Genomic DNA, 21,745 nt, shown 5'->3' with positions numbered 1-21,745 from the left:
CATTTTATACCTGGATGTCGGGGATAAAATAGGATTAAAATCATAAAATTTTTTCAGCAATTAGGGGACTTCTGATACAATAATAAGGGTAACTAAAAAGAAATTTTAGCTAGAGAGGTAGAGGTACATGGATTTATTAGCGAAGTGGTTTAATTCTATGAAACAGTATTTATTAGATGCTGATCGTTGGGCTCATATTGGAGTTGCGACATTAAAAATATGTATTATTTTAACAATTGGTGCAGTTGTTGTGCGAATTGCAAGGGCGGTTGTACGAAATGCGTTTCGTATGGGGAGTCGTTCTCCAATTCAAATTTCAGAACGTCGTACAGTTACAGTAGCGAAATTACTTGAAAATATTGTAGCGTACGTTGTTATGTTCATTATGCTAATTGCGATTTTAGGTGTGTTTGATATTAATGCATCAGGTTTATTAGCGGGTGCTGGGGTAATTGGTTTAGCAGTCGGATTTGGTGCTCAAAGTTTAGTGAAAGACGTTATTACAGGTTTATTTATTTTGTTAGAAGATCAGTTTTCAGTTGGCGATTATGTTAAAATCGGTCAATTTGAAGGAGTCGTTTTAGAAATTGGACTTCGTACAACGAAAGTAAAGAGTTGGACAGGTGAAATTCATACTTTACCAAATGGAAGTATTATTCAAGTTACTAACTACTCAGTTAGTAATAGTGTAGCGTTTGTTGATGTATCTATTTCATATGAGGCTGATATTGCGAAAGCAGAGCAAGTTATTGAAGATTTATTAGTAGAATTACCTTCAAAGTACGAAAAAATGGTAACAACGCCTCAATTATTAGGTGTGCAAACATTAGCAGCATCAGAAGTTATATTACGTGTTATTGCTGAAGTAGAACCGATGCAACATGCAGTTATTGCAAGGGCACTTCGTAAAGAGATTAAAAATCGTCTTGATTTACATGGAATTGAAATTCCATATCCACGTATGGTTTTATATAATCGTGAAGAATTAGTTAGTGGAAAAGCAATTTAGTATGGAGGGGAGTTTGGAGAATGGAGCAAAAGGAATATAACTTGTATGATGTTGTGGAAATGAAGAAAGCCCATCCATGTGGCGAGAATCGTTGGAAAATTATTCGTATGGGAATGGATATCCGCATTAAGTGCGAGGGGTGTGACCATTCAGTAATGATTCCTCGAAGAGAGTTTGATCGTAAGGTGAAAAAAATACTTGTGAAGCACGAAGAATAGAGGGAGAGTAACAGTTACAGTAGGTAACTGTTACTTTTTTTCGTTTGGCGGAAACTTGTCATTTTTTTCGTTACTATCTATAATGATGAAAGATTGAGACATAGGAGTGAAAAATATGGGATTAACGGCTGGGATTGTTGGATTACCTAACGTAGGGAAGTCCACTTTATTTAATGCAATTACACAAGCAGGAGCAGAATCTGCGAACTATCCATTCTGTACAATTGATCCAAACGTAGGGATTGTAGAAGTACCAGATGAGCGTTTAAATAAATTAACGGAATTAGTAGAACCGAAAAAGACTGTTCCGACTGTATTCGAGTTTACTGATATTGCAGGTATCGTAAAAGGTGCTAGTAAAGGTGAAGGTTTAGGAAATAAATTCTTATCTCACATTCGTCAAGTAGATGCAATTTGCCAAGTTGTTCGTTGTTTTGAAGACGAAAATATTACGCACGTTTCAGGGAAAGTAGATCCAATTGATGATATTGAAACAATCAATTTAGAGCTAATTTTAGCGGACTTAGAGTCTGTTGATAAGCGTATCGAGCGTGTTGCGAAATTAGCAAGACAAAAAGATAAAGAAGCGGTATATGAGCATGAAATTTTAGTTCGTTTAAAAGAAGCTTTTGAAGAGGGAAAACCAGCTCGTACTGTTGAATTTACAGAAGAGCAGATGAAGATTGTTAAAGGCCTTCATTTACTTACAACAAAAGAAATGTTATACGTAGCGAATGTAAGTGAAGACGATATTATCGATCCTTCGGAAAATAAATACGTACAAATGGTAAAAGAATTTGCAGCAAATGAAAATTCTCAAGTAATCGTTGTATGTGCAAAAATCGAATCAGAAATCGCTGAATTAGACGAAGAAGAGAAAAAAGTATTCCTTGAAGAATTAGGAATTGAAGAGTCTGGTTTAGATCAATTAATTCGTGCAGCATATGACCTATTAGGACTTGCTACTTACTTTACAGCTGGCGTTCAAGAAGTACGTGCTTGGACATTTAAACAAGGAATGAAGGCACCACAATGTGCTGGTGTTATTCATACAGACTTTGAGCGTGGATTTATTCGTGCAGAAACAGTTTCTTACGATGATTTAATGACAAACGGTTCTATGACAGCTGCAAAAGAAGCTGGAAAAGTACGTTTAGAAGGAAAAGAATATATCGTAAAAGACGGAGATGTTATGCACTTCCGTTTTAACGTTTAATTTAATATTTCCTAGGAAAAATAAAGATATGAGCTTGGCAAATATATTATATGTTTGCCAAGTTTTTTATGTATTGGTGAGTTGATTCATATAACTTACTATGATATAATCTAAACTCGTGAGTAATTACTATAAATTAATTGCTCCTTGCCCATTACGGGCCGTTTAGACCAAAAGGAGGTGAAAGTGTAATGAGAAAGTACGAAATTATGTACATCATTCGTCCTGGCGTTGAAGAAGAAGCTCAAAAAGCTTTAGTTGAACGTTTTGCAGGTGTTTTAACAAACAATGGTGCAGAAATCATTAACACGAAAGAGTGGGGTAAGCGTCGTTTAGCTTACGAAATCAACGACTTACGTGAAGGTTTCTACATGATCTTAAACGTGAAATCTAACGCAGAAGCGATTAACGAATTCGACCGTTTAGCTAAGATCAACGAAGACATCCTTCGTCATATCGTTGTTAAAGAAGAAGAAAAATAATTGATATATAAGGGAGAGTGGTTCGATTGATGAATCGTGTTATCCTCGTTGGTCGTTTAACTAAGGACCCTGACTTACGTTACACGCCCAATGGTGTCGCAGTAGCTACTTTTACGTTAGCTGTGAATCGCGCATTTGCCAATCAGCAAGGTGAGCGTGAAGCTGACTTTATTAATTGTGTAATATGGCGTAAACAAGCAGAAAACGTAGCAAATTATTTGAAAAAAGGTAGCTTAGCAGGCGTAGATGGACGTCTTCAAACTCGTAATTACGAGGGACAAGATGGTAAACGTGTATACGTAACAGAAGTTCTTGCGGAAAGCGTGCAATTTTTAGAGCCGCGTAATGGCGGTGGGGAGCAACGTGGTTCATTTAATCAGCAACCATCAGGAGCTGGTTTCGGTAACCAAGGCTCTAACCCATTTGGTCAATCTAGTAATTCAGGTAACCAAGGTAATTCTGGATTTACGAAGAATGACGATCCATTTTCAAATGTAGGTCAACCGATCGACATTTCCGACGACGATTTACCGTTCTAATACAGTAAATTTGTTAGTTTTAACAAAGAATGGAGGGAAATAGACATGGCAGGACGCAAAGGTGGACGTGCGAAACGTCGTAAGGTGTGTTTCTTCACAGCTAACGGCATCACTCGCATTGACTATAAAGATGTTGATTTATTAAAACGTTTCGTTTCTGAGCGTGGTAAAATTTTACCTCGTCGTGTAACAGGAACAAGCGCAAAATACCAACGCAAACTTACAGTTGCAATTAAACGTGCTCGTCAAATGGCACTTTTACCATATGTTGGTGAATAATAGCGTATGAAATGCACAGTAGAGTGGGACTCTACTGTGCATTTTGCTATGCTTTTCTTTTTGAAAGAGAGGTTAAAATGTGAAACAAACAAAGTTTATTACAGAAGGTGCAGCATTATTAGCTATATATGCAATTTTATTGCTTATATCTATGTATGTTCCGATTTTGGGTACAGTTGTAACTTTTGCGTTGCCGTTACCATTTATACTATTAATGATAAGACATAAACTATCTAATGTGCTCGTGATTTTTGTAGCGGCACTTTTTGTTACTATTATTGTGAGTCAACCGCTGAATTTAGTGAAGACAATTATGTTTGGATTGATAGGGATTGTTTTAGGATATATGTATAAAACAAGAAAAAAGCCAGTGGAAATCTTAATAGCGGGGACGCTTGCATACTTAATTGGTTTTGTACTTATTTATGTTGCGAGTATAAAGTTTTTCAACATAGATATAATGAAGCAAATGCAAAGTATGTTTAGTGAAAGTATGGCGAAAAGCGAAAAGATAGTAAGTGCTACAGGTATGCCGATTAGTAAGGAACAAAAAGAGTTACTTGCACAAATGAATGATATATTACAATCGTTACTTCCAAGTATACTTGTGCTAGTTTCAGTATGTTTTTCTTGGATTACAGTGATAATATCAGGTAGTGTTTTGAAAAAGTTAAAACATGAAGTTATATCTTGGCCTAAATTTAAAGATATACAATTACCAAAGAGTATCATTTGGTATTACGTTATATTTATTTTGTTAGCAACTTTTATAAAAGTAGAACCAACATCATATTTACATATGGTATTTTCTAACCTAAATGTCATATTTGCACTATTGCTTGTACTGCAAGGTCTGACATTTATCGCCTTTTTAGCGTATAGAAAAGGTTTTACTAAAGGGGTTCCTATTATTAGTTTTATTGCATGCATGTTTATTCCGATGCTGTTTCCTCTTGTGACAATCTTAGGTATAATTGACTTAGGGATTTCATTGCGTTCTAAAATAGGGGGATAAAATAATATTCCTTATACTATTTTAATCTGTTTAACTAACTGGAAGGTAAGTTAGTTTTACTTTATAGGAGTTGTATACATGCCTGAATTTGATAAGAAACAGTGGTTTTTATATCCTGTTTATGTATTGGCATTTTTTGTGTTTGTGCTCATTTCAATTCTCTGTTATTTTCATTTAATTATGGGTATAGCTGCTTTTGTCATTTTTTGTATCGTATTCTTTATCGTTATACGATTTGAACTTAATTTTCAAAGGAATTTCGAAAAGCATACGACAGATATGATTACAAGAGTAAAGAAAGTAAGTAATGAAGCATTTAACCAAATGCCGATTGGTATTTTGTTATACAATAAGGATTATGGGATTGATTGGGCAAATCCTTATTTATCTTCATGTCTGGGACAGCACGCATTAGCTGGATGGCACCTTTACGATGTATCAGAAACATTACTTCTTTTCATTAAAGGAGAAACTTCTGATGATATAGTCTCTTTAAATAATCGAAAGTTTCGCGTTTTTGTAAGGAAAGAAGAAAAGTTAATTTATTTCTTTGATGTAACGGAACAAACAGAAATCGAAAAGATGTACGAGGATCAAAGGACTGTTTTAGCTGTCATCTATTTGGATAATTATGATGAAGTTACACAAGGATTAGATGATCAATTACGTACGAATATAACAAGTCTTGTGACATCGCGACTAAATGAATGGGCACTTAAGTATGGTGCTTATTTAAAACGTGCATCTTCAGAAAGATTCTTCGTTGTGCTAAATGAAAGTATTTTGACGCAGATGGAGAAAGGGAAATTTAGCATTTTAGATCAGGTGCGTGAAGAAACATCTAAAAGGAATATACCACTTACATTAAGTGTGGGTGTCGGATCAGGTGATTTACCTTTATCAGAGCTTGGAGCAATGGCTCAATCTGGTTTAGATCTTGCGCTTGGGCGTGGGGGAGACCAAGTAGCTATTAAACAAGCGACAGGTAAAGTTAAGTTCTATGGAGGTAAGACAAATCCGGTTGAAAAACGTACCCGTGTACGCGCCAGGGTCATTTCGCATGCGTTAAAGGATTTAGTATTAGAAAGTAGTAATGTCATTATTATGGGGCATAGGGCTCCTGATATGGACGCAATTGGTGCTGCGATTGGTATTTTAAAAGTAGCTCAATTAAATGAGCGTAAAGGATATATTGTGTTAGATGAAAATGATTCCGATAAAGGAATTAAGCGTTTGATGGACAAAGTGAAACAAAATGAGGAGTTATGGTCTCATTTTATTACTCCAGAGCAAGCGATGGAATTTGCAAATGATGAGTCGTTACTTGTTGTTGTCGATACGCATAAACCTTCTATGGTGATGGAGCAAAAACTGTTACATAAAATTGAAAATGTGGTAGTTATTGATCATCATCGCCGTGGAGAAGATTTTATTGAAGACCCATTGCTAGTTTATATGGAACCATATGCTTCTTCAACAGCAGAATTGGTTACAGAATTACTTGAGTATCAACCTAAAAATTTAAAGATGACAATGTTAGAAGCGACGGCATTGTTAGCGGGTATTATTGTCGACACGAAAAGTTTCACATTCCGGACAGGGGCTCGTACATTTGATGCTGCTTCTTATTTACGCTCACATGGTGCAGATACTGTACTTGTACAAGAACTTTTAAAGGAAGATATGGATCAGTATTTACGGGTTGCAAAAGCTATAAAAAATGCGTACATTTATAAAAATGGAATTGCGATTGCTAAAGTTGATAGTGATGATTACTACGATCAAGTGCTTATTGCGCAATCGGCAGACACGTTATTAACGATGACAGGGATTATTGCATCATTTGTTGTTGCGAAACGTGGCGAGAACCTCATTGGAATTAGCAGCAGGTCTTTAGGTGAAGTGAATGTGCAGCTAATTATGGAAAACTTAGGCGGTGGCGGGCATTTGACGAATGCAGCCACACAGATGAAAAATGTTACAGTAGATGAAGCTGAGGAGAAGCTTCGATTTGTTATTGATGACTATTTACAGGGAGGCACACAATCATGAAAGTAATTTTTCTAAAAGACGTAAAAGGTAAAGGTAAAAAAGGAGAAGTAAAAAACGTACCAGATGGCTATGCAAATAACTTCTTACTGAAACAAGGATTAGCTGCTGAAGCAACAAATAGCAGTATGAAAACTTTAGAAGCTCAAAAGCGTAAAGAAGAAAAAGATGCAGCAGCAGAGCTTGAAAATGCAAAAGAGTTAAAAGAGACTTTAGAGAAATTAACTGTAGAATTAAAGGCGAAATCTGGAGAAGGTGGCCGTTTATTTGGTTCTATCACAAGCAAACAAATCGTAGATGCAATGCAAAAATCACACAAGATTAAACTTGATAAACGTAAATTTGAAATGGACGATGCAATCCGCGCGTTAGGTTATACAAACGTTACTGTGAAATTGCATCCACAAGTAACAGCAACAGTAAAAGTTCATGTTAGTGAACAATAAAAATAAATTAAGCAAGGAGGATTGCGTATGAGTGATGTACTTGCTGATCGTACCCCTCCGCATAATATAGAGGCTGAGCAGGCGGTTTTAGGGGCCATATTGATTGATCAAGATGCGTTAACTTCAGCATCAGAGTTATTGGTACCTGATTCGTTCTATCGAACGAAACATCAAAAGATTTTTGAAGTCATGCTTGGGCTATCTGATAAGGGAGAGCCGATTGACTTAGTAATGATGACATCAGCAATGGCTGATCAAGGATTACTAGAAGAGGTTGGTGGGGTTTCTTACTTAGCAGAGTTAGCAGAAGTTGTGCCAACTGCAGCTAACGTAGAATATTACGCACGCATCATCGCTGAAAAGGCGCTTTTACGTCGTTTAATTCGCACGGCGACTCATATTGTATCGGATGGATACGAGAGAGAAGATGATGTGGATGGTCTTTTAAACGAGGCTGAGAAAAAAATATTAGAAGTATCCCATCAAACGAATGCAAAAGCATTCCAAAACATTAAAGATGTTCTTGTAGATGCTTATGACAAAATTGAACTTTTGCATAATCAAAAGGGTGAAGTTACTGGGATACCAACTGGGTTTACTGAATTAGATAAGATGACAGCAGGTTTCCAACGAAATGATTTAATTATCGTGGCAGCACGTCCATCAGTAGGGAAAACGGCATTTTCATTAAATATTGCACAAAACGTAGCGACGAAAACGGATGAAAATGTAGCGATTTTTAGTTTGGAGATGGGTGCTGATCAGCTTGTTATGCGTATGCTTTGTGCAGAAGGGAATATTGATGCACAAAGACTTCGTACTGGTTCATTAACTTCCGATGATTGGGCAAAATTAACAATGGCAATGGGGAGTCTCTCAAATGCTGGTATATATATTGATGATACGCCAGGTATTAAAGTAAATGAGATTCGAGCAAAATGTCGTAGATTAAAGCAAGAACAAGGTCTTGGTATGATTTTGATTGACTATTTGCAGCTTATTCAAGGAAGTGGGAAATCAGGTGAGAACCGTCAGCAGGAAGTATCTGAGATTTCTCGTACCTTAAAAGGGATTGCGCGTGAATTGCAAGTGCCTGTTATTGCTTTATCACAGTTATCTCGTGGTGTAGAATCTCGTCAAGATAAACGCCCGATGATGTCTGATATTCGTGAATCTGGAAGTATTGAGCAGGATGCTGATATTGTAGCTTTCCTATATCGTGAAGACTACTATGATCGAGAAACGGAAAACAAAAATACAATTGAAATTATTATTGCAAAACAACGTAACGGTCCAGTAGGTTCAGTGGAACTTGCATTCGTCAAAGAGTTCAATAAGTTCGTTAACTTAGAACGTCGTTTTGAGGATGGACATGCTCCACCAGCATAAAGGCAGTATAAAAAAGAAACACATTTCTTATAATAAGATGTGTTTCTTTTTTTTTATAAGAAAGATAAGGCTTTCATAAGTTAAATATATAATTCTTACGAACGAAAATGTTTTTTTGTGAAAAAATGTTCGCTTTTCGGTTGACTTCTCTTTCGGTTTTGGTACAATTATATTGTTTGAATAGATCGTTTGAAAATTGCGGAGGTGCTTTAATAATGTCTTCAGTAGTAGTTGTAGGAACACAATGGGGCGACGAAGGAAAAGGTAAAATCACTGATTTTCTTTCTGAGCATGCGGAAGTAGTTGCAAGATATCAAGGTGGAAATAACGCGGGACATACAATTGTTTTCGGCGGAGTTAAATATAAATTACACTTAATTCCATCTGGTATTTTCTATAAAGAGAAAATTTGTGTAATCGGAAACGGATTAGTAGTAGATCCAAAAGCATTACTTGAAGAGTTAAAATACTTACACGATCGTGGTGTAAGTACTGATAATTTACGTGTAAGTAACCGTGCACATGTTATTTTACCTTACCACTTAAAACAAGATGAGTTAGAAGAAGCAAGTAAAGGTGATAACAAAATCGGTACAACGAAAAAAGGTATCGGTCCTGCATATATGGATAAAGCTGCTCGTATTGGTATTCGTATGGCTGATCTTTTAGACCGTGAAGCATTTAAAGAGAAGCTTGAGCGCAATTTAGTAGAAAAAAATCGTTTATTTGAAAAAATGTACGATACAGAAGGTTTCACTGTAGAAGAAATTTTTGAAGAGTACTTCGAGTACGGGCAACAAATCGCGCAATATGTATGTGATACGTCTGTTGTATTAAATGATGCATTAGATAATAATCACCGTGTATTATTTGAAGGTGCGCAAGGTGTTATGCTTGATATTGACCACGGTACGTACCCGTTCGTTACATCTTCTAACCCAATTGCTGGCGGTGTAACAGTTGGAACTGGAGTTGGTCCTGCGAAAGTTACTCGCGTTGTAGGTGTATGTAAAGCATATACAAGCCGCGTTGGTGATGGTCCATTCCCTACTGAGCTTCATGATGAAATTGGTCATCAAATTCGTGAAGTTGGTCGCGAGTATGGAACGACAACTGGTCGTCCACGCCGCGTAGGTTGGTTCGATAGCGTTGTTGTAAGACATGCACGTCGTGTTAGTGGTTTAACGGATCTATCATTAAATTCTATCGACGTTTTAACAGGTATTCCAACTCTTAAAATTTGTGTAGCTTACAAATACAATGGCGAAGTTATTGATGAAGTTCCAGCTAACTTAAACATTTTAGCGAAATGTGAGCCTGTATATGAAGAGCTTCCAGGTTGGGAAGAAGATATTACTGGTGTAAAATCATTAGATGAACTTCCTGAAAATGCACGAAAATACGTAGAACGTGTTTCTGAGTTAACAGGAATTCAAATATCTATGTTCTCAGTTGGACCAGATCGTAACCAAACAAATATTGTTCGTAACGTATACGAAGCTTAATTAACATTTTTTAGAAAAAACTCATGTCTGCATGAGTTTTTTCTTATTCTTTTATAAAAAAACAAAAAAAGTATTGCAATAAATACACAATACATGTTATGATACATCTTGTCGTCATGAAAATATGACGTTGGTGAGTATGAGCCATTAGCTCAGTTGGTAGAGCATCTGACTTTTAATCAGAGGGTCGAAGGTTCGAGTCCTTCATGGCTCACCATTTTATTTTTCGTGGCCCGTTGGTCAAGTGGTTAAGACACCGCCCTTTCACGGCGGTAACACGGGTTCGAATCCCGTACGGGTCATGTTTTTTTTTGCTTATTTTTGGTCCCGTGGTGTAGTGGTTAACATGCCTGCCTGTCACGCAGGAGATCGCCGGTTCGACCCCGGTCGGGACCGCCACTTTTGTTTATACCACCATTAGTGGTTTTATATATAGTTTTGGCTCGGTAGCTCAGTCGGTAGAGCAAAGGACTGAAAATCCTCGTGTCGGCGGTTCGATTCCGTCCCGAGCCACTCTCAGGATATTAAGTGGGCCCACTTAATATCCTTTTTATTTATGTAATTTTACAAAACTGAGTAGTTATTTTAAAATAGAACGAGGAGCCTCTAGCAGTTGAAGCTAGAGGTTTTTCTATAGATCGTATAGGATGCCGTGTAAAAGTGGATCATACATGAGTCTATGAGAATAGAGGAGAAAATACTTAAACAAAGGATGCGGTCATATAGGACATACTATGTAAACATCAATATGTTTAGGGATTATTGACCATATTTTTATAAGGAGGAAATAGACGATGATGGGAAAGAAAATTTTAGTAGTTGATGATGAAAAGCCGATTGCAGATATTTTGAAGTTTAACCTAGAAAAAGAAGGTTTTGAAATAGTAATGGCGCATGATGGTGATGAAGCAATTGAAAAGGCTAATGAAGAGCAACCAGATATGGTTTTATTAGATATTATGCTACCAGGTAAAGATGGCTTAGAGGTTTGCCGTGAAATACGTAAAAGCTCAGAAATGCCGATTATTATGCTTACAGCAAAGGACTCTGAGATTGATAAAGTATTAGGGCTTGAGCTTGGGGCAGATGATTATGTAACGAAGCCATTTAGTACAAGGGAATTACTTGCTCGTGTGAAGGCGAATTTACGCCGCCATCAACAAGGTGGTGCTGCGGAAAAAGAAGAAAATACAGAAATGGTTATTGGACCAATTGTGATTAATCCAAATGCATATAGTGTAACGAAGCGTGAGGAAAATATCGAGCTTACACATCGTGAATTTGAGTTGCTACATTATTTAGCGAAACATTTAGGACAAGTTATGACACGCGAACATTTATTACAAACAGTTTGGGGTTATGACTATTTTGGAGATGTGCGCACAGTAGACGTTACAGTACGTCGTTTGCGTGAAAAAATTGAAGATAATCCAAGCCATCCTACTTTAATTGTAACTAGACGTGGAGTAGGGTATTACTTGCGTGACCCAGAGCAGGAATAGTATATGAAGAAAGTTGGTTTTTTTCAATCTATTCATTTAAAATTTGTGCTTATATATATGCTATTAATATTAATAGCGATGCAAGTTATTGGAGTATATTTCGTAAGGGAATTAGAGAAGAGCTTAGTACAAGGTTTTAGGGATTCTTTAACGCAGCAAACAAACTTATTATCATATAATTTGAAGCAAGAGTTTAAAAAAAGTTATACAAAAGCAGAAACAGAGTCAACAGATGAAACGATTAAAACTTCAATTCGAAAATTTGCCTCTGATCAGAAGAAAGTTATACAAGAGGTAAGTGTATTTGATTCGCACAGAAAGTTACTGGCTATTTCAGATGAATCAAAGCAGAATAAGGTGAATCGAACATCAACTGATATAGCTGTTCAGCGAGTGTTAGTACAAAAAAAGCCGGAAGTGAAAATTGAGAAGGATGGTAGTACAGGTCATCGTGTTCAAGTTATGCTTACTCCGATTCTAGATGATAACGGTAAGGATGCGCTTGGTGTTATTTACATTGTGGCATCTATGGAAGATGTATATAAACAAATGAAGGATATAAATCAAATTTTTGCTACGGGAACAGTAATTGCTTTATTAGTAACGGCCGTACTTGGGATTTTATTGGCTCAAACAATTACAAGACCAATTTCAGATATGCGGAGACAAGCAATCGAAATGGCAAAAGGAAATTATTCGAGAAAAGTAAAAGTGCATAGCCATGATGAAATTGGACAACTGGCATTATCCTTCAATAATTTATCGAAAAAATTACAACAAGCTCGTTCTTCTACAGAAAGTGAAAGGCGTAAATTATCATCTGTTTTATCACATATGACAGATGGAGTAATTGCTACTGACCGAAAAGGGGATATTATTTTACTAAATGATCCTGCGGAAAAGATGTTAAATGTTTCTCGTGAAACAGCGCTCGATCAATCTGTTTTAGAGGTATTAGGAATACAGGAAGAATTTACGCTCGATCATTTATATGAAGAGCCAGATTCTGTTTTATTAGATTTTAGTACGAGAAACGAACCATATATTTTACGTGCTAGTTTCTCTGTTATTCAAAAAGAAACAGGGAAGGCAAATGGCTTAATTGCTGTACTATATGATGTAACAGAGCAGGAGCGTATAGAACGGGAACGCCGTGAGTTTGTAGCGAATGTCTCTCATGAATTAAGGACGCCATTAACGACGATGCGCAGTTATTTAGAGGCACTTACAGATGGAGCATGGCAGGATCCAAATATTGCACCACAATTTTTAACGGTTACACAAGAAGAAACAGAAAGAATGATTAGACTTGTAAATGCGTTGTTACAGCTATCTAAACTTGATAGTACAGAGCATCGTTTAATGAAAGAATGGGTCGACTTTACTGATTTCTTTAATAATATTATTGATCGCTTTGAAATGTCTAAAGAGCAAAATGTAAGTTTCAAACGATCTTTCTCTAAGAAATCTAGATTTATTGATATGGATACTGACAAAATTACTCAAGTGCTGTATAACATTATTTCTAACGCATTAAAGTATTCACCAGAAGGTGGAACAGTAACATATCGTTTACGTGATCGCGGTGATTTATTAGAAATTAGTGTAAGTGACCAAGGAATGGGTATTCCAAAAGAAAACGTTGATAAAATCTTTGAACGTTTTTATCGCGTAGATAAAGCTCGTTCAAGACAAATGGGTGGTACTGGGCTTGGATTAGCAATTGCAAAAGAAATGATTGAGGCACATGGTGGCTCTATTTGGGCGAAGAGTGAAGAAGGAAAAGGGACAACTATTTATTTCACGTTACCAATGGCAGCAGATGAAGAGGACGATTGGGAATGAGTATGGAAAACTTTAAAACAATAGTTTTAATTAACCTAGTTGTAATTAGCCTATTTCTTACTTTTAACCTATGGACGTATGTGCCAGACTCTACATCCATGCAAAACGCGAAATTTGTGCAGGGAAATGAAGGAATGAACCAAACTAAAATTTCCGATGTTGTCCGTCCTACTTCTATCATCGTGCATAAAGATAAAAATCATTATGGGAGCAGAAGAGAGGCAGATATAGAATCAATCTATAAGCCTCTGGAAGTAGGGGAACTACATGATTTTAAAGAGATATCAATCACTAAGGGTGATTTCCTTTCATATGTGCATGGTGAAGGGAAAGTTGAACTTGTTTTCCCTACCGATATCCCATTTGATGCAGTAAAATCCATGTTTAACATGAAAGAGAAGAGTACAGATAAGCCTAAACATTTTAATCGTATTCTCCTCGATCCTTCTCGAAGTAAGGATCAAGAAATTAAAATTAACTTTGTTTCTGATGGTGATAACTTTAAAATATACGAGGCAAAATTAAGTGGCGTGTATTTAAAAGATATTGTAAATGCCCAAAATCAATTTATAGTATCAGCAAAGCCTTATTTTGATTATCAACTTAATGATATGAAAAAGTTATTTTTACCAGATGGAACGACAGAGTTAAACAATATAACATATATTTCATCTAATTTAGCAGTTGATACGTTTAAGAATGCTCTGTTTAGTGATCCTCGTTATTTAAGTCCGATTACCGAGATGTCGAAAGAAACATTTACAGATGGTATTAGATCCATGGAAATTGAAAACGATCGTCACATGCTAAAGTATAAAAACTCTTCTGTCTTAACTGAGAAAACGATAGATAATTTAATGCTTTTACAAAAAAGCTTTGAATTCGTAAGTGGTCACAGTGGAAGTTTGGATTCATATCGTTTGGACTATATGAATAAAGGAGAGACAGTATTTCGTTTAAATGAAGATGGATATTCAGTATTCAATGAAGATGGATTAGCTGAATTGAGACAAATATGGGGATCAGAAGAAGTAATGGAATATGAAAGACCGTTGCTGTCTTTAAATACTAAAGGTATAGAACAGAAGGTTACTCTTCCGTCAGGGCATGTTGTAATAGCATCTCTAGAAAATAATCCAGAGATAAAGAAACAAGTAATTAAGGATATTGGTATTGGATACAAGTTATCACTAGATGGACAAGTAGTTCGATTACAACCAATTTGGTATGTAAAGCTTGTTGAAGATGAAACAGGTAAACAGAAAATCTATGAGTGGAGTGAGGGAGGACTAAATGGATTGGGATCGGATTAAAACCATATTTATTGTGACCTTTTTTGTTTTGGACCTCTTTCTCATTTTCCAATTCATTCAAAAGCAAGATAGTAATCAATTGGAGCTTATTGCAGAAACAAAGATAGATCAAGAATTAAAAGCAAACAAAATTACGATGGGAAATATCCCTAAAGAACCGAAAAAAGAGTCATTTATTAGAGCGGAAAATAAAGCTTTTAAAGAAGAAGATATACAGTCTTTGAAAAATCAAACAGTGCATATACAAAATATGTACAAGATAGAAAGTAAGCTAAAAGAGCCTTTTTTAAATACGAAATCATTATCAAAAGATAAGTATAATGAATTTTTGAAGAACTATGTATTGGATGGACAAAAGTATGAATTTGGAGCGGTGAAAGACTCTAAAATTTATTTCTTCCAAAAATATAAAGATAAGCCTATTTTCTATAATAATCAGGCGATGATTGTTGTGGAATTAAATGAAAAAAATGAACTTGTTTCATATACGCAGACAATGCTAACTGATTTAAAAGAAATGGGCGAAGGTGAAAAAACGAAAGAGCAAGAAATTATTACGGCTCAAACAGCTTTAGAAAATTTGTATTTAAAAAATAAAATTCATGGAAATACGCATGTTAAAGAAGCGCAAATTGGTTATGCCACTCTTACCGCATCTACTTCTAATAACCAAGTACTGGCTCCAACGTGGAATTTGAAAACGGAGCAGAAGCAGGACTTCTTTGTGAATGCAATTGAAGGACAAGTTATGGAATTAGGAGAAAAGGAAAATCAAGTGGTTGATGAACATACTGGAGTGAGAAAGAATGGGGTTGCATTTTAGCGTACTTGCAAGTGGAAGTACAGGAAATATGCTATACGTAGGAACCGATGAAAAAAAATTACTAGTCGACGCAGGTTTAAGTGGTAAAGCAACAGAGGCTTTATTTAAACAAGCAGAACTGAATATAAATGATGTATCAGGTATTCTTGTAACGCATGAGCATAGTGATCATATTAAAGGATTAGGTGTACTGGCACGTAAATATGATTTACCTGTTTATGCGAATGAGAAAACATGGAATGCAATGGAACATTTAATAGGAAATATCCCAACTGAACAAAAGTTTATTTTCTCAGTTGGTGATGTGAAAACCTTTGGTGATATTGAAGTCGAGTCATTTGGAGTTTCTCATGATGCGGCAGAACCGATGTTTTATGCTTTCCATAACAATAATAGGAAGTTAGCGCTTATTACAGATACGGGATACGTAAGTGACCGTATGAAAGGCGTTATTAAGGGAGCTAATGCTTTCGTATTTGAAAGTAATCATGATGTAGAAATGCTTCGTATGGGACGTTATCCATGGAGCATTAAACGACGTATTTTAAGTGACGTTGGGCATGTTTGTAATGAGGATGCTGCATTAGCGATGGCAGATGTAATTACAGATGAGACAAAGCATATTTATTTAGCCCATTTAAGCTTAGATAATAACATGAAAGAACTAGCGCGTATGTCAGTATCACAAGTACTAGAGGAAAAAGGATTTGGAGTGGGTGAATCCTTTGAAATTCACGATACAGATCCAAAAATGCCTACAAAAATTCAATACGTATAATTCTTCATTTTAGTAAACAATAAAGGTGAATATAGTTGTTTTCAGGAAGATAGGTGAACAAATATGTCCTTTATTGATGAAGAAAATTATCGTATGAAACGTGCAGGAAAAAAGAAGCACAAAGGTATAGTTCTTTCTAGTATAGCGGGAACAATTGTAGGAGCTTCTTTATTCGCGTTTGGAGCGCCTTTATTTTCAAATTCTGCTGATACGCTTCCGCAAGCTGAAGCAAGCGGAAGTAATATGGCCGAAGCTCAAGGGATTAAACAGATTAGCTTTGTAGATGCTGTTGATCGTGCATCTGAAGCTGTTGTGGGTGTTATTAACATTCAACGAGATAACTTTTCAGAGGCAGATTCAGAGGCCGGTACAGGATCAGGAGTAATTTATAAAAAGACAGATGGTCAAGCTTATATTGTAACGAATAATCATGTTGTAGCTGGAGCGAATCGTATTGAAGTAAGTCTAAGTGACGGTAAGAAGGTTCCTGGAAAAGTATTAGGAACCGATGTAGTCACAGACTTAGCTGTATTAGAAATAGATGCAAAGCATGTGAAAAAAATAATTGAAATTGGCGATTCTAATACTGTTCGCAGAGGAGAGCCAGTTATTGCGATTGGAAACCCACTTGGACTGCAATTTTCTGGAACAGTTACACAAGGTATTATTTCAGCTAATGAACGTATTGTCCCTGTAGATTTAGATCAAGATGGACATTATGATTGGCAAGTAGAAGTGTTACAAACAGATGCAGCAATTAATCCGGGGAATAGTGGCGGTGCGCTTGTAAATGCAGCAGGACAATTAATTGGTATTAATTCAATGAAAATTGCTGCAAAAGAAGTAGAAGGAATCGGCCTTGCTATTCCGGTGACTAGAGCTGTTCCGATTATGAATGAACTTGAGAAGTATGGAAAAGTAAGAAGACCATATGTTGGGATTGAACTTAGGTCATTAAATGAAATTCCAAACTATTATTGGTCAAAAACATTACATTTACCAGGTACTGTAACAGAGGGAGTTTGTATTTTGGATGTGAAAAGTCCTTCGCCAGGTGCGGATGCTGGTTTAAGAGAACATGATGTTATTGTGGCGGTAGATGGAAAACCGATTCGCGATATTATTGGATTCCGTACGGCCTTATATGATAAGGAAATTAATGATAAAATGACTCTTACGTTTTATCGTGGCACAAAAAGAGTAACAACAACAGTGAAATTAGGCATTCAAAAGTATTAAAAACAGGAGGGCCTACCTCCTGTTTTCTATTGTAGAAAAGTGAGGTGAAGAAAATGAATTTACCTTGTTGTTTAGAGCATGTTGAATTAGCGTTAGATATTATTGTGGATGAGTGTGAAGTTGCGCCAGTTATCAACAATGTGGATAACTCGGAAAAAGAGAAAAAAACATGTGAATTTTGTCAAAATGAGGCGACATATGTTGTATCGAACACAGATTCTCACACAATATGTGGGTAGTATTTGTGAATATGTGGATAAGTTTTGTGGATAACATGTTTGTAAGGTGGAGGATACGTGTGAATATCTCGATTATTTCAATTGGGAAATTAAAAGAAAAATATTTAAAACAAGGTATAGCAGAATACTTAAAACGATTATCTGCATACGCAAAAGTAGAAGTAATTGAATTGCCTGATGAAAAGGCGCCAGAAAATTTAAGTGAAGCAGAAATGTTAATTGTAAAGGAAAAAGAAGGTATACGTATACTGGATAAAATTTCTGATGACACGCATGTGATTGCATTAGCTATAGAAGGAAAGCAAAAGTCATCAGAAGAATTCGCGATAAGTCTAGATCGCCTTGCTACATACGGAAAGAGTAAAGTCGCATTTGTAATTGGTGGATCACTTGGACTAAGCTCAGAAGTGATGAAGCGTTCAAATGAATCACTTTCTTTTTCAAAGATGACATTACCACACCAATTAATGCGATTAGTGTTGCTTGAGCAAGTGTATAGAGCGTTTCGGATTAATCGTGGGGAACCGTATCATAAGTAATGTATTCTATATAAAACACTGATATTATCATATTTATTTTATTATGCCTATAACTGGAGGCTATGTGAATGGTAAGTGATCAGACGAGATATTCTAGGCTCGCGAATATAACAAAAATAATAAATACGAAATTAGAACTACGTGACGTATTGCAGCGTGTGACAATGGCGATATCAGAGGAGATTGTTAGGTGCGATGCTGTTGGAATTTATTTACCCCAGGAAGATGGAACATTTAGAGGGTTTGCAGGAAAACCAGAGACTATAAATGGTGTAACGCTCGATACTCAAGTAATTGATCCTGAAATAGACTTACTGGCAAAAGAAGTTATTGAAACGAAAAGAACCATCTATATTCCTGATACCTCAAAGGATCATCGACCAGATCCGAGACCGGTTAATGCATTCAAAATTAAGTCCTTATTAGCTCTGCCTATCTCATTTGGGCAAGAGTTATTTGGTCTAGTTTTTTTATTTGATTATGGAATTCCGATGAACTTAACAGATTCAGAAATTCAAAGTGTTGAAGCTTATGTAAATATGGCTGCGGTTGCAATTCAAAACGCAAATAATTTAAAACAAAAGGAAAACCTTATTGCTGAGAAACAACTGTTACTAAATGTTACACGTGATTTATCGATGTGTTCCTCGATACAGGAGAGTTTTGATAAATGCTTTTTTTACCTAGAACAGATTTTAGAGAGTAAAAATATGACTGCTCATCTTCTAGATCCGCTAGATAAAACAACAATTAAAACAACGAAATTAAGTAAGGACTGTCATTGGACAGAAGCGGATTGGACAGAGAAAAGCTATGAAGCCAAGATCCAAGAGGTTATTCAAACAAAAAATATAGATAGTAAGGGTCTATTGATGATTCCATTGGTTTCAATGGGAGAAGTATTAGGGGTAATCGTCGTTGGCAAAGAAGGAAAAGCTCACAATTATGATGATTCCCAACTTCAACTAGCAAAATCTATCGTTGATGCCACAGCCCCTACGTTTTCGAATTTGTTGTATATGGATCAACTAGAGAGCATAGTGGAAGAGCGAACGAGAGAGTTAGCTGCTGCTAATGAAAAAGTTACAAGTGTGATTGAATGTATTACGGATGGATTTTTTATTTTAAATAATAAATGGGAATTTACGTACGTAAATAAGTACCAATATTTTCCGCAAAGAAAAACAGCAAAAGATGTATTAGGAAAGAATATATGGAATGTTTTCCCGAGTGAAATTGACACAGTTATGTATAAGGAATTTCATCGTGCGATGTCAGAGCGAACTACAGTTCATTTCGAATTTCTTTCTACTGCAGATGAATATTGGCACGAAGTTATTGCATACCCATATGATGATGGTATTTGTTGTATTTTTAAAAACATAACGGAAAAAAAGAAATATGAACAGGAATTGAAAAGATTATCCAATATAGATTTAATAGGGCAAATGGCAGCAGGTATCAGCCATGAAATTAGAAATCCAATGACAACAGTACTGGGATTTTTACAGTTATTAAAAGAAGAGAATACCTATGAGAAACATAATAAGTACTTTTATTTAATGATTGAAGAACTTAACCGTGCCAATTCTATTATTACTGAATTTCTCTCAATGGGTAATACAAGGAAATTGGATTTGCAGATGTTAGATTTAAATTCAATTATCCGCGATATTATTCCTTTAATAAAGATTGATACGTACAATCAAAATAAATATATTCAAGTCGATACAAATGACATTCCAGAATTACTTTTAAATCGTAATGAGATACGGCAATTATTAATGAATCTATATCGTAATGGCTTAGAAGCGATGAATACAGGGAAAGTTCTAACCATTAGCACTTACAAGGAAGGTCAAAATTGTGTGGTGCTTGCAGTGCGGGATCAAGGAAAAGGTATCAGGCCTGAAGTATTAGAGAAACTGGGTACGCCGTTTTACACGACCAAAGATAATGGAACTGGATTGGGGTTAGGTGTATGTTATGCCATCGCTGCCCGCCATAATGCAAAAATAGAAATTCAAACAGGATCGGAAGGCACTACCTTTTTTGTTAAATTTAATTATGAAAATAATAAAAAATAACCTTATTTAGAATAGTTACGATGAACCGTATCATAAATAAATTTATTCTTTGTATATAAAAGGATAAAAAGACCATTGGACAAAAATTACCGATGGTCTTTTAAATATTATTAGATGGTATGTAGATTTCCTAAAATAAGTATGTTTCTATTTCCATAAAAATATGCTGTAATATGAAGAGGAAAAAGTATAAGTAGTTAGAGAAGTGAGGAATTAAAGGTGAAGAAGTTTAAGAAGTTTTACTTGGAGATTACGAGTGTATGTAATCTTGCGTGTAGCTTTTGTCCGCCGACGGAAAGGCAGAAGCAATTCATTTCTGTGGAGGATTTTGCTAAAAGATTAGACCAAATTAAACCTCACACAGACTACATTTATTTGCACGTGAAGGGTGAGCCGTTGCTCCATCCGAAAATAGATCAACTATTAGACTTAAGTCATGAAAAAGGGTTTAAAGTTAATATTACAACGAACGGAACGTTAATTAATAAGAGAAGACATAGGCTGTTAAATAAGCCTGCGTTAAGACAAATGAATTTTTCACTGCATAGTTTTGATGGACATCCAGGTTCGCAAGATAAAGAGGGCTATGTAAGGAGTATACTTTCCTTCATTAGGGAAGCGACAAGTCAATCAGATTTAATTGTATCGTTAAGGTTATGGAATTTAACTCAGGATAATAAAACAAATGCTGAAATCCAGAAAAATAGAGAGTTATTATCTATAATTGAAAATGAATTTGATCTATCTTATCAAATTGAAGAGAAGCTTACACCAGGAAAAGGTATAAAAATTGCAGAACGTGTCTTTATTAATCAAGACTATGAATTCCAGTGGCCAGCATTACATGAGGAAGAGGATGATGGGAAAGGATTCTGTCATGGACTTCGTAATCAAGCGGGTATTTTAGCGAATGGAACAGTTATTCCTTGTTGTTTAGATGGTGAAGGGATTATTAACCTTGGGAATATTAATAATGATTCATTTTCTAACATTATTGAAGGTGAAAGAGCAACAAACATTGTCGATGGATTTTCGAAAAGAGTTGCGGTTGAAGAACTTTGCAGGAAATGTGGATATCGCAAACGGTTTGGGAAGTAAATATGAAATAAGCCCTCATTAAAGTGATATGCTCCCCCTATAGTAGACAGAAAAAAGAAAGCTTTATATCCTGTCTACTATAAGGGGGATTTTTTTATGGGGAAAATTAGAAGAACATATGATGAAACATTTAAG

21 protein-coding genes and 4 tRNA genes are annotated in these 21,745 nt (G+C 35.8%); all 25 read left to right on the top strand.

From position 1 onward, the window contains the following. Positions 1-127 precede the first annotated feature (127 nt). On the top strand, positions 128-1,009 hold the full coding sequence (locus MR168_RS16055) for a mechanosensitive ion channel family protein (protein ID WP_000364814.1): 882 nt from the start codon (positions 128-130) through the stop codon (positions 1,007-1,009). A gap of 20 nt (positions 1,010-1,029) precedes the next feature. Next, complete coding sequence (locus tag MR168_RS16050; RefSeq protein ID WP_000435485.1) at positions 1,030-1,227, top strand: DUF951 domain-containing protein; 198 nt, start codon at positions 1,030-1,032, stop codon at positions 1,225-1,227. 115 nt (positions 1,228-1,342) lie between these two features. Next, a complete protein-coding gene (gene ychF / locus MR168_RS16045; RefSeq protein WP_000524657.1) occupies positions 1,343-2,443 on the top strand; it encodes a redox-regulated ATPase YchF in 1,101 nt (366 codons plus the stop codon). 191 nt (positions 2,444-2,634) lie between these two features. Further along, positions 2,635-2,925, top strand: coding sequence for a 30S ribosomal protein S6 (gene rpsF / locus MR168_RS16040; protein ID WP_001233778.1), 291 nt, complete (start codon positions 2,635-2,637; stop codon positions 2,923-2,925). Between the two features lie 26 nt (positions 2,926-2,951). Beyond that, complete coding sequence (gene ssb / locus MR168_RS16035) at positions 2,952-3,464, top strand: single-stranded DNA-binding protein (protein WP_000981966.1); 513 nt, start codon at positions 2,952-2,954, stop codon at positions 3,462-3,464. Positions 3,465-3,509: 45 nt separating this feature from the next. Further along, the gene (gene rpsR / locus MR168_RS16030) at positions 3,510-3,743 is read left to right on the top strand and encodes a 30S ribosomal protein S18 (protein ID WP_000918873.1); all 234 of its coding nucleotides are present in this window, start codon (positions 3,510-3,512) and stop codon (positions 3,741-3,743) included. 79 nt (positions 3,744-3,822) lie between these two features. Beyond that, the gene (locus tag MR168_RS16025; protein ID WP_000814837.1) at positions 3,823-4,758 is read left to right on the top strand and encodes a YybS family protein; all 936 of its coding nucleotides are present in this window, start codon (positions 3,823-3,825) and stop codon (positions 4,756-4,758) included. Between the two features lie 78 nt (positions 4,759-4,836). Continuing rightward, positions 4,837-6,810, top strand: coding sequence for a DHH family phosphoesterase (locus MR168_RS16020; protein ID WP_001113785.1), 1,974 nt, complete (start codon positions 4,837-4,839; stop codon positions 6,808-6,810). After that, on the top strand, positions 6,807-7,253 hold the full coding sequence (gene rplI, locus MR168_RS16015; RefSeq protein ID WP_000864228.1) for a 50S ribosomal protein L9: 447 nt from the start codon (positions 6,807-6,809) through the stop codon (positions 7,251-7,253). Before MR168_RS16020 ends, rplI begins: the two co-directional genes overlap by 4 nt. Positions 7,254-7,280: 27 nt before the next feature. Then, positions 7,281-8,642 carry a replicative DNA helicase gene (dnaB, locus tag MR168_RS16010; RefSeq protein WP_001286148.1) on the top strand — a complete coding sequence of 454 codons (1,362 nt, stop codon included), beginning with the start codon at positions 7,281-7,283 and terminating at the stop codon, positions 8,640-8,642. A gap of 215 nt (positions 8,643-8,857) precedes the next feature. Further along, on the top strand, positions 8,858-10,147 hold the full coding sequence (locus MR168_RS16005; RefSeq protein WP_000100238.1) for an adenylosuccinate synthase: 1,290 nt from the start codon (positions 8,858-8,860) through the stop codon (positions 10,145-10,147). A gap of 141 nt (positions 10,148-10,288) precedes the next feature. Continuing rightward, positions 10,289-10,364: transfer RNA gene (locus MR168_RS16000), tRNA-Lys, on the top strand. A 13-nt stretch (positions 10,365-10,377) separates the two neighbouring features. Then, positions 10,378-10,449: transfer RNA gene (locus MR168_RS15995), tRNA-Glu, on the top strand. Between the two features lie 21 nt (positions 10,450-10,470). Beyond that, positions 10,471-10,546: transfer RNA gene (locus MR168_RS15990), tRNA-Asp, on the top strand. A 41-nt stretch (positions 10,547-10,587) separates the two neighbouring features. Beyond that, positions 10,588-10,660: transfer RNA gene (locus tag MR168_RS15985), tRNA-Phe, on the top strand. A 281-nt stretch (positions 10,661-10,941) separates the two neighbouring features. After that, positions 10,942-11,649, top strand: coding sequence for a cell wall metabolism DNA-binding response regulator WalR (walR, locus tag MR168_RS15980; protein WP_000971865.1), 708 nt, complete (start codon positions 10,942-10,944; stop codon positions 11,647-11,649). A 3-nt stretch (positions 11,650-11,652) separates the two neighbouring features. Next, positions 11,653-13,494 carry a cell wall metabolism sensor histidine kinase WalK gene (walK, locus tag MR168_RS15975; RefSeq protein WP_000755367.1) on the top strand — a complete coding sequence of 614 codons (1,842 nt, stop codon included), beginning with the start codon at positions 11,653-11,655 and terminating at the stop codon, positions 13,492-13,494. Beyond that, positions 13,491-14,807: a YycH family regulatory protein gene (locus MR168_RS15970; RefSeq protein WP_000061560.1), complete on the top strand. Its 1,317-nt coding sequence runs from the start codon at positions 13,491-13,493 to the stop codon at positions 14,805-14,807. The genes walK and MR168_RS15970 overlap by 4 nt, the downstream gene beginning before the upstream one ends. Beyond that, positions 14,788-15,630, top strand: coding sequence for a two-component system regulatory protein YycI (locus tag MR168_RS15965; protein WP_000383740.1), 843 nt, complete (start codon positions 14,788-14,790; stop codon positions 15,628-15,630). Before MR168_RS15970 ends, MR168_RS15965 begins: the two co-directional genes overlap by 20 nt. After that, complete coding sequence (locus MR168_RS15960; protein ID WP_000522837.1) at positions 15,614-16,408, top strand: MBL fold metallo-hydrolase; 795 nt, start codon at positions 15,614-15,616, stop codon at positions 16,406-16,408. The genes MR168_RS15965 and MR168_RS15960 overlap by 17 nt, the downstream gene beginning before the upstream one ends. A 63-nt stretch (positions 16,409-16,471) precedes the next feature. Continuing rightward, positions 16,472-17,647 carry a S1C family serine protease gene (locus tag MR168_RS15955; protein WP_000008031.1) on the top strand — a complete coding sequence of 392 codons (1,176 nt, stop codon included), beginning with the start codon at positions 16,472-16,474 and terminating at the stop codon, positions 17,645-17,647. 53 nt (positions 17,648-17,700) lie between these two features. Beyond that, a complete protein-coding gene (locus MR168_RS15950; RefSeq protein ID WP_001052827.1) occupies positions 17,701-17,886 on the top strand; it encodes a CxxH/CxxC protein in 186 nt (61 codons plus the stop codon). A gap of 59 nt (positions 17,887-17,945) precedes the next feature. Next, complete coding sequence (gene rlmH, locus MR168_RS15945; protein WP_001027000.1) at positions 17,946-18,425, top strand: 23S rRNA (pseudouridine(1915)-N(3))-methyltransferase RlmH; 480 nt, start codon at positions 17,946-17,948, stop codon at positions 18,423-18,425. Positions 18,426-18,493: 68 nt separating this feature from the next. Beyond that, on the top strand, positions 18,494-20,512 hold the full coding sequence (locus MR168_RS15940; RefSeq protein ID WP_000253117.1) for a GAF domain-containing sensor histidine kinase: 2,019 nt from the start codon (positions 18,494-18,496) through the stop codon (positions 20,510-20,512). Between the two features lie 219 nt (positions 20,513-20,731). After that, positions 20,732-21,610 carry a radical SAM/SPASM domain-containing protein gene (locus MR168_RS15935; protein WP_000713633.1) on the top strand — a complete coding sequence of 293 codons (879 nt, stop codon included), beginning with the start codon at positions 20,732-20,734 and terminating at the stop codon, positions 21,608-21,610. The last annotated feature ends 135 nt before the right edge of the window (positions 21,611-21,745 follow it).

Source organism: Bacillus cereus group sp. BfR-BA-01356, assembly GCF_022663635.1.
In the GTDB taxonomy this organism is placed as follows: domain Bacteria; phylum Bacillota; class Bacilli; order Bacillales; family Bacillaceae_G; genus Bacillus_A; species Bacillus_A cereus.
The sequence above is the reverse complement of the archived record's forward strand: the minus strand, read 5'-3'. Positions and strand labels throughout refer to the sequence as shown.